The following is a 9360-nucleotide window of genomic DNA, read 5'->3' as shown; positions in this document are numbered from 1 at the left end:
TGGTGTCTGGCGCACCATCGGGAGAACTTCCTCTACACCCATTTCGAAGACATCTGCGAGATCATGAAGGCCTATGATGTCGCCTTCAGTCTGGGTGACGGACTGCGTCCAGGGTCCATTGCCGATGCCAACGACGCTGCTCAATTCGCCGAATTGGAGACCCTGGGCGAGTTGACCAAGGTCGCCTGGGAACATGATGTCCAGGTCATGATCGAAGGCCCGGGTCATGTGCCGCTGCAGATGATCCAGGAGAACATGGAGAAGGAGCTGATCGACTGCTACGAGGCACCCTTCTATACACTCGGGCCCTTGATCACCGACATTGCCCCCGCCTACGATCACATCACTTCCGGTATCGGCGCCGCCAACATCGGCTGGTACGGCACCGCCATGCTCTGCTATGTCACGCCTAAGGAGCACCTGGGTCTGCCCACCAAGCAGGATGTGCGCGACGGCATCGTCACCTACAAGATCGCCGCCCATGGCGCCGATCTTGCCAAGGGTCTGCCGGGTGCACAGATTCGCGACAATGCGCTGTCCAAGGCGCGCTTCGAATTCCGCTGGGACGATCAATTCAATCTCTCGCTCGACCCCGAACGGGCGCGCGAGTATCACGATCAGACCATGCCCCATGACTCCCACAAGGTCGCCCATTTCTGCTCCATGTGCGGCCCGCACTTCTGCTCCATGAAGATCAGCCAGGACGTTCGCGACTATGCCAAGGCGCATCGGCTCGACAATGTGGAGATCGCGATCGAGGAAGGCATGAAGGAAAAGGCGGAGGAGTTCCGTAAGGACGGGGCGAAGATCTACCAGGAGGTTTGACGAGGCAAACGGGTTTTCCTTCGTCTGGGATCAACCGACCATAGTGGGAGCGGCGTCCCGCCGCGATGGGCTCGGTCGTGTCACCGCAGCGTTCGAGAGCACCGCGGCACCGCATCGCGGCGGGACGCCGCTCCCACGGGGGACTTTCATCTTCCGGGGTGGCTGATGTTCCTTCCATGGCCGTTAGCCGGAGGGTGCCCGAAGGGCGGTGTCTTGCCTTAAGCGGGGGCCACCGGCTAAAGCCTCGGCCTCCGGTTCGGGGCGTGTCGCTTCAGTCGGATGGGGTTCGCCGGGGCCACTCCGTCGCGGTCGGCACGTCGCTACCTAGGTGGCAGGTTTACTTTATTTCTGCATCTTGAATCGGAAGACGCAACATGGCACTCGCGCGTAAGCTCCAACCTTTAGGCGACGCCTGTCCCGATGGCTACGAAGGCGATCTGGTGGCCTGGGCCGAGGCGAACGCGGCATTGCTCCGCCAGCGGCGGCTCGCGGAAATCGATGTCGAGCACATTGCCGAGGAGTTGGAAGACTTGGGCAAGAGCGAACGGCGCGCCTTGGGCAGTCATCTGCGTAACCTCCTGCTGCATCTCTTGAAATGGGAGTTTCAGGCCAGCCGCCGCGGCACCAGTTGGCAGCGATCCATCATCAGCGCCCGGCGCGAAATCGCCGTCATCCTCGAAGACAGCCCGAGTCTGGTTGGCAGCGTCCCGACTCTGATCCTGCGGGAATACCCCTCGGCGAGACGGCTCGCGGCCATCGAGACCAAACTCCAGGCGGATCGCTTTCCATCCGCGTGTCCTTACACCACGGAACAGATCATCGCGGACGCCTATTGGCCGGGTACCGACTAACGTTTCCGCGTCGGCGGGCGTACCGGCCGCATCGCGGTGGTTCCGCCCACGCCGGTGACGGCCGTCGGCCGCCGTCGGCCCTCGGGGCGCAGACCCGTCCCCGCGGGTTGGAAGGCCGGTACCAGGTGGCGCTTGCCGTTGCCGATCAGATCCGCGCGGCCCATCGACTTGAGTGCCTCGCGCAGCAGCGGCCAGTTCTCGGGGTCGTGATAGCGCAGAAAGGCTTTGTGCAGGCGCCGCTGGCGTGCGCCCCGCACCACCGTCATCTTCTCACCGCCGCGCGTCACCCGTTTCAGGGGATTGAGGCCGGTGTGGTACATGGCCGAGGCGGTGGCCATGGGGGTGGGCAGGAAGGCCTGGACCTGGTCCGGCCGGAAGTCGTGTTTCTTGAGCCAGAGCGCGAGGTTCATCATGTCCTCGTCGGTGGTACCGGGGTGGGCCGAGATGAAATAGGGGATCAGATACTGCTCCTTGCCGGCCTCCTTCGAGAACTTGTCGAACAGCGCCTTGAAGCGGTCGTAGGTGCCGATGCCGGGCTTCATCATCTTGGAAAGCGGTCCCGCCTCGGTGTGCTCCGGCGCGATCTTGAGATAGCCGCCCACGTGGTGGCTGACCAGTTCGCGGACGTACTCGGGGGAGCGGACCGCCAGGTCGTAGCGCAGTCCCGAGGCGATCAGCACCCGCTTGATGCCGGGCACCTGGCGTGCCCGGCGATAGAGCTGGATCAGGGGGCCGTGATCGGTGTTGAGATTGGGGCAGATGTCGGGATAGACGCAGGACGGCTTGCGGCAGGCCGATTCGACCGCCGGGTCCTTGCAGGCGAGCCGCCACATGTTGGCGGTCGGCCCGCCCAGATCCGAGATGGTGCCGGTGAAGCCGGGCGTGCGGTCGCGGATTTCCTCCATCTCGCGCAGGATGGACTCCGCGGAGCGGTTCTGGATGATGCGCCCCTCGTGCTCGGTGATGGAGCAAAAGGTGCAGCCGCCGAAACAGCCGCGCAGGATGTTCACCGAGAAGCGGATCATTTCCCAGGCCGGGATGGGTGAGGCGCCGTAGCCGGCGTGCGGCCGGCGGCTGTAGGGGAGTTCGTAGACCCGGTCGAATTCCGCGCTGGTCAGCGGGATGGGCGGCGGATTGAGCCAGACGGCGCGGTCCCCATGGCCCTGGATCAGGGCGCGGGCGTTGCCGGGGTTGGTTTCCTGGTGGAAGACGCGCGAGGCATGAGCATAGCGCACCGGGTCATCGCGTACCTGCTCGTAGGAGGGCAGGCGCACGACGGTCCGGCCGCGGTCCAGGTGACGCGGGCGGCGGTGAAACTGGATAGGCACGGCCGCGGTCGCCGCGCCTGTCGACACTGAGGCGTCGGTCTTGACGGTCGCGCACCCCGCGGGTTCCGACGTATAGGGGTCCGGGTGCGGCGCCACCGGTTCGGGCCGGTCGACCTGGCTGGCATCGATCTCGGTCCACCCGTCCGGAGCCCCGTGCACCAGAAAGCCGGTCCCGCGCAGGTCGCGGATGGCGCCGATGGGCTCGCCGCGCGCCAGCCGGTGGGCGACCTCCACCACCGCCCGCTCGGCATTGCCGAAGATCAGCAGATCCGCCTTGGCGTCGACCAGGGCGGCGCGCTTGACCTTCTCCGACCAATGGTCGTAATGGGCGATGCGCCGCAGGCTGGCCTCGATGCCGCCGATGATGATCGGTACATCGCGATAGGCCTCCCGCGCCCGTTGGGCATAGACAGTGACCGAATGGTCGGGCCGTTTGCCGGGGGCGCCGTCCGGGGTATAGGCATCCGTGGAGCGCAGCCGCCGGTCCGAGGTGTAGCGGTTGACCATGCTGTCCATGTTGCCGGCGGTGACACCGAAGAACAGGGTCGGACGGCCCAGTCGGGTGAAGTCCTGCGCCGAACGCCAGTCGGGCTGGCTGATGATGCCGACGCGAAACCCCTGGGCCTCCAGCAGCCGCCCGATGATCGCCATCCCGAACGAGGGGTGGTCCACATAGGCATCCCCGGTGACGATGATCACGTCACAGGCATCCCAGCCGAGCAGGTCCATCTCCGCGCGGGACATGGGCAGTTCAGGCGCAGTCCCGAGCTTATGCGCCCAGTGTTTGCGATAGGAGAAAAGGTCGGGTGCTTGGTCCATGGTGGCCGTGTCGCGGTCCGCAAAGACGGCATTGTAGACCCAGGCGCAAGGGCTCAACCGGACTGACTGGGGGAGAATCTCTTTGGCCGCCGTAGCAGAAGCTGTGCCTCGGCCTGATCGCGGTGTTGCGGATCGGTCAGGATGTCGACGAAACTGTCAGTATTTCATGATTCGAGTATCCGTTCATGCCGTCGATTCTTCCAATCAATATCGAAGACCTGCTGCATTGCAGAGGTGTCGAGTCCGCCCGCATCGAGCTGAAAGCCAGCTGGGACGAGCAGACGACCGGATCTCAAGTCATTCGTACGATCTGCGCTTTTGCAAATGATTTTCAGAATCTGAACGGCGGCTATGTGGTGATCGGAGTCGGCGAACAGGACGGCGTGGCGGTGATGCCGCCTAAGGGGCTTTCACCTGTGGATCTCGCGCGCGCTCAACAGTGGATTCGCGGTCGCTGCAATACCATCGATCCCATTTATCAACCCGTGCTGTCGCCGGAGGTGGTTAGCGGTCGGTCGATCTTGGTGGTTTGGGCGCCCGGTAGCCAGATGCGTCCGCACCAGGCCCCGGAGTCATCCGAGAAAGGCGCCGCGCGCAAGTATTATATTCGGTTGGGATCGAGCACCATCGACGCCGACTCCAGAGCCGAGTTGAAGACACAACTGATGCAGCTCACCGCGCGGGTGCCGTTCGATGACCGGCGGGCCTTGCAGACCAGCGTTCTGGATATCCGTGAAACCAAGGTGCGAGAGTTTTTGCACGACATCGGTAGCGGGCTGGTGGATGAGCCGGATACCCAAACGCTGTACCGCAATCTGCGGATTGCCGAATCCGTGAACGGTCATGATGTACCGCGTAATATCGGATTGCTGTTTTTCAGCCAGAACCCGGAACAATGGTTTCCGGGCGCCCGCATCGAGGTCGTTCAATTTGCCGCAGATGCCGCCGGCGATTTGATTGAAGAAAAGGTTTTTGCGCAGCGCCCCATACAGGAGCAACTCAGGGAGTGTCTGGGTTACCTGGATAACCTATCCGTCCGGCTCATTCAGAAATTGCCTGATCTGGCGCAGGCCGCCCATTGGGTCAGTTATCCCAGCCTGGCGGTACGAGAGGTTTTGGTCAATGCGGTTTACCATCGCTCTTATGAGAATGAGCACGAGCCGATCAAGGTCTATATTTACCGGGATCGGATGGAGATCATCAGCTATCCTGGGCCGGTGCCGGGTATCGAGCGCTATCATTTCGACGGGCAGGTGGCGCTGCCCCCCGTCCCCGCCCGCAATCGCCGTATCGGGGAGTTTCTGAAGGATCTGAAGCTCGCGGAGGCGCGGGGGACCGGTATTCCGCGGGTAAAGCGGGCGATGCAGCAAAATGGTTCGCCGCCGCCAATGTTTGATTTTGATCAGAGTAGGAGCTATTTCCGGACGATCCTGCCGGCCCATCCTGAGTATCTGGCGGTTTTGGGGTTGCAGGATCTCGGAAACCAGCGTTTCAAGTAAGCGGTTCCTTATTCCCCCCCGGCGCCAGCCCTCCGAAAATCTGCTCCAACGGGATCACGGCGCCGATACTGATCAAATCCAGCGCACCCGTATCGACCAGGGTTTCCGGCGCCCACTGGTCGCGGCGCCGCCGGACCTCGATGCGCGGTGCGTCATCGGCGACCAGGACCAACTCATCGAGCGTGGCCATGCGGCAATAGGCCGGCGCCTTCTCGTCGCGGTCGCGGTGTGCGCTCGCCGCGGACAAGACCTCGATGATCAGCCTGGGTGTATCGAGATAGTCCGGGTGCTCGGCGGCTTCCTGGCAGGCGACGTGGAGATCGGGGTAGTAGAAACGCTCATCCGCCGGCCCTTGGAGATGGACCTTGACCCTGGGACGGAACAGGCGGCAGGCCGAGCCGTTGAGGTGGTCCGCCAGGAGCTGGGCCAGGCGCATGCAGATCTGATCGTGCCGCCGACTGGCACCGACCACGGGCAGGCAGAGTCCATTGACGTACTCACTGCGCAGGTCAGCGACCTTCTCGTTTTCCAGGTAGGCGGCGACCGAGATCATGCAAATCGATCCTGGTCATCGGTCGACGTCGGCGTGATCACCCCGCGGGCCAGGTAAGGCTCCAGTGCAGTGGGTTCCAATGGCGGGGCGAACAGCCGCCCCTGGGCGCAGTCGCATCCCAAGGACGCGAGCCGCGCGGCCTGCGCCGAGGTCTCGACTCCCGCGGCGACGGTATCCAGGGCCAGGGCTTCGGCGACGGCGAGGACGGCGCGCACAATCTCGACGGCATCCTTATCATCGTCATCAAAGATGCCCTGGACGAGCTTGCGGTCGATCTTGAGTGTGCTGACGCCACCGCGGCGCAGATGGGTCAGGGATGACAGGCCGGTGCCGAAGTCATCCAGGGTCAGGTGGACCCCGGCGTCGCGCAGGGCGGCCACCTGGATGCGATGGTGTTCGCCATACTCCAGGAGTGCGGTCTCGCTGAACTCGAGCCCCAGCAAGGCGGGCGCGATGCCGTGCTCCTGGGTGGTCGAGATCAGGTCATCAGCCAGGGTGCCGCTGCGCACCTGCTGGGGCGAGACGTTGATGGTGATCCGGCCGAAGGCGAACCCGGCGTCGTGCCAGCGGCGGGCCTGGGTAGCGGCAGTTGAGAGCACCCAGGCACCGAGCACCTGATACAGCCCGCGGCGCTCGGCCAGGTGCACGAAGTCCCCGGGCGGGATGACGCCCTCGTGCGGATGGAGCCAGCGCACCAGGGCTTCCACCGCGGTGATGCGCCCCGATGCGAGTTCGACCTGGGGCTGGAAGTGCAGAAAGAGTTCGCCGTTGCGCACCGCCTGATCCAGGGCGTCCATCAGCGCGGTGTCCCGACACACCTGACGGGTCATCTCATCGGTGTGGAAGGCATAGCGTCCACGCCCGTTGCGTTTGGCTTTGTAGAGCGCCACGTCCGCGCGGCCGAGCAGGGTTTCCAGATCCAACTCGCTCTCCGCCACATGGACAACACCAACGCTGGCACCGCACTGGACCTCCCGGTCGGCGACCCAATAGGGCGCGGCCAGGCCGCTGACGATCTTGTCGGCGAGCGTGGCGGCGTCCGTCAGTTCGCGGACGTCCGGCTGGATGACGGCGAACTCATCGCCGCCGAAACGCGCGACCGTGTCAGTCGCCCGTACCAAACCGCGCAGGCGCTCGGCGACCTCCTTGAGCAGGCTGTCACCGGCCGGGTGTCCCAGCGTGTCGTTGACGTCCTTGAATCGATCCAAATCCAGAAAGTGCAGTGCAAATCCTTGATCGCCCTGGCGCGCTGAGCTCAGGCGTTTTTGCAGGCGGGCCTTGAACAGCTCCCGGTTCGGCAGATGGGTGAGCCCATCGAAGTAGGCGAGCCGGTGGATGCGCTGCTCCTGCCGCTCGCGCTCGGTGCTGTCGTTGAAGATGACGACCGCACCGACGATCGATCCATGGCTGCGGATGGGGGCCGCCCGGTACTCGACCGGAAAGGACGTTCCGTCCCGCCGCCACAAGATCTCGTGCGCCACGCGAACAGGCTCGCCGGTGCGCATGACCGCGAGCATGGGGCAGTCGGGGGCCGCGATGGGGGTGCCGTTGCCGACCCGATGGTGAATCAGTCCATGATTATCCTGGCCTACCAGGTCGGCCACCGCATAGCCGAGCAGGCGCGCCCCGATGGGGTTGATGAAGGTGATCACGCCGTCCAGGTCGAGGCCGAAGACGCCCTCGTTGGCCGATTCGAGCAGCAGGCTGGCGCGTTCCTCGGCCACTTGGCGGGCGTTGCGATCCTGGTCATGCTGCAGGGCCAGGGCCACCAGCGAGACCGCGTGATCGATGAAGCCCCGTTGCTGCGCGTCCGGCTTGTCCGGAACCCGCGAGTAGACATCGACGTAACCAAGCATCCGGCCTTTGGTGTCACGGATCGGCTCGCACCAGCAACTGCGCACTCCGGCGGCTTCGACCGCCCCGGCGATCGACTCCCAGTAAGGGTGAAACAGGATGTCCGCGACCACCAGTCGCTCGCCCAGTGGACGCAAGGCGGCCGGGTCGGCGGCCGGGTCGGCGCACGCGGCTGAGCGGCCGTCGAGCGCGGCGATCAGGCTGTCGGGTAGCCGCGGCGCTGCCCCGACCCGTAAGTGGTGGGTTTGCGGGTCGACCAGCATGATCGAGCAAACGAGTCCAGGATCCAGTGACTCGATTGAGGAAGCCACTGCCTCCAACAGGTCGGTCAGGGGTGCCCCATCGGCGATCAGGGTCATCAAGCGCCCCTGCGCTTCCTGCTGCACGGACGCGTAGCGACGTTCGCCGTGCTCGTTCTGCTCCGCCTCACGCTGCACCGCATCGTACGCAGCCTCGCGGCGGCGCAACGTGTCGGCAAGTTCGCGCGCCCGGCGCATCGCAAACAGGCCGACCACACTGAGCACGAGCAGCAGCAGTCCCACGGCGGCGGCCAGCAGGGAGGGCCAGAGATCAGTGCCGGATGCTGCCCCCCCCCCAGGCCGCGGGCGCACCCGCAAGCAGCGTCACTCCCGCGAGGGTCCGTGCGCTGATGATCGGATGCTTGCGGGCATGATCGATCTGCCCCCGCCGCCGGTGTGGCGACGGGGCCGGCCTTGCGATTGAATGGGTCCTCACGGTTGACCGCCTCTTGTCGAAAAAAACCGGTCAGCGCGGCGACTGACCGCGCGACACAACGGGTAAGTGCGCCAGACTCACGGTGCCGTACTGACTGGTGAAAGTAATGGACGAACCGCCCCCCTGCTGCTGTGAGAAACCCCCAATCTGATGATCGAGCGTGTCGTAGACCCAACATTCCCCGCCGGCCTCGACCGCCAGGCGCCGGGCGGTGGCGAAGTAAGCATATTTCACGTTGTTCTGAGCGCCGGTGGCGTTGGGTGAGCCGAGTTCGGCCGGCCACCAGTGCGTGGCCGGGTCCGGCACGAAGAGGCTCGATTGACCGGGATAGCCGCCAGCGGTTTGTGTCTGGTAACCGCTGCCGCCCTGGCTCTGGGACTGGAAACTGCCGGTCTGGAGCAGCCCCGGCTGACGGGCCAGAATGCCCGAGAGCTCGTTGCACAGCGCGTCCACGCGGCCCTTGAGCATGTTGTTGAACATGTCCCCCACCATGATCATGCCGCCCTGCATCCATTGGCCGCCGCCGCCGAACTCCGGGTGATTGAACTGGGCCATAGACCCGTTGCCGTTACGCACGGCGACAAGCATGTGGGTGACGGCATCGGTGCTGAAACCGTGGCGGTTCGCCAGGTCCGCGACCAGGTGCTGGCCTTCGGGTGTGAGTTGCTGCATGAAAATACTCTACTGGGGTTGCTAGGGGCGAGAGGCTACCATGGGTCGGTGATTGACGGGTGATCGGATGGTCTCCGGTGCCGCAGTGCCGACATTGTAAAGCTGTGTTCGCCGGATGGGTTTTGCGCAGTAACGATTGAACAGACCGGCCAGTTCAGGTGCGACGGCACGCGCGCCGTGGCCTTAATCATTAATCCGGCCGGACCCAAGCCGGTACGCGTCGC

Annotated in this window: 7 protein-coding genes; 3 read left to right on the top strand and 4 right to left on the bottom strand. The window is 64.5% G+C overall.

Annotated features, from left to right (window positions below; genetic code table 11):
* Both QZY03_RS17125 and QZY03_RS17120 read left to right on the top strand, forming a co-directional pair.
* Positions 1–825 (top strand): phosphomethylpyrimidine synthase ThiC (locus tag QZY03_RS17125; RefSeq protein ID WP_295583168.1); only part of this gene is annotated, 825 nt, incomplete at its 5' end.
* A gap of 374 nt (positions 826–1199) precedes the next feature.
* Positions 1200–1676 carry a DUF29 domain-containing protein gene (locus tag QZY03_RS17120; RefSeq protein WP_295583167.1) on the top strand — a complete coding sequence of 159 codons (477 nt, stop codon included), beginning with the start codon at positions 1200–1202 and terminating at the stop codon, positions 1674–1676.
* Here QZY03_RS17120 and QZY03_RS17115 read toward each other — a convergent pair.
* Positions 1673–3823 carry a YgiQ family radical SAM protein gene (locus tag QZY03_RS17115; protein WP_295583172.1) on the bottom strand — a complete coding sequence of 717 codons (2151 nt, stop codon included), beginning with the start codon at positions 3821–3823 and terminating at the stop codon, positions 1673–1675. The genes QZY03_RS17120 and QZY03_RS17115 overlap by 4 nt on opposite strands.
* Positions 3824–4008: 185 nt before the next feature.
* On the opposite strand from QZY03_RS17115, the gene QZY03_RS17110 reads away from it, so the two are divergent.
* Positions 4009–5322: an ATP-binding protein gene (locus QZY03_RS17110; protein ID WP_295583165.1), complete on the top strand. Its 1314-nt coding sequence runs from the start codon at positions 4009–4011 to the stop codon at positions 5320–5322.
* Here QZY03_RS17110 and QZY03_RS17105 read toward each other — a convergent pair.
* From QZY03_RS17105 to QZY03_RS17095, 3 genes are all read right to left on the bottom strand, one after another.
* Positions 5315–5875, bottom strand: coding sequence for a Uma2 family endonuclease (locus QZY03_RS17105; RefSeq protein ID WP_295583163.1), 561 nt, complete (start codon positions 5873–5875; stop codon positions 5315–5317). The two genes, QZY03_RS17110 and QZY03_RS17105, sit on opposite strands and share 8 nt — an antisense overlap.
* On the bottom strand, positions 5872–8340 hold the full coding sequence (locus QZY03_RS17100) for an EAL domain-containing protein (protein WP_295583170.1): 2469 nt from the start codon (positions 8338–8340) through the stop codon (positions 5872–5874). The genes QZY03_RS17105 and QZY03_RS17100 overlap by 4 nt, the downstream gene beginning before the upstream one ends.
* Positions 8341–8494: 154 nt before the next feature.
* Complete coding sequence (locus QZY03_RS17095; RefSeq protein ID WP_295583161.1) at positions 8495–9136, bottom strand: SHOCT domain-containing protein; 642 nt, start codon at positions 9134–9136, stop codon at positions 8495–8497.
* Positions 9137–9360 lie beyond the last annotated feature (224 nt).

This window comes from uncultured Lamprocystis sp., assembly GCF_903933125.1.
Classification (GTDB): domain Bacteria; phylum Pseudomonadota; class Gammaproteobacteria; order Chromatiales; family Chromatiaceae; genus Thiodictyon.
Note: the sequence above shows the minus strand (reverse complement) of the source record. Positions and strands in the feature narration are given on the sequence as shown.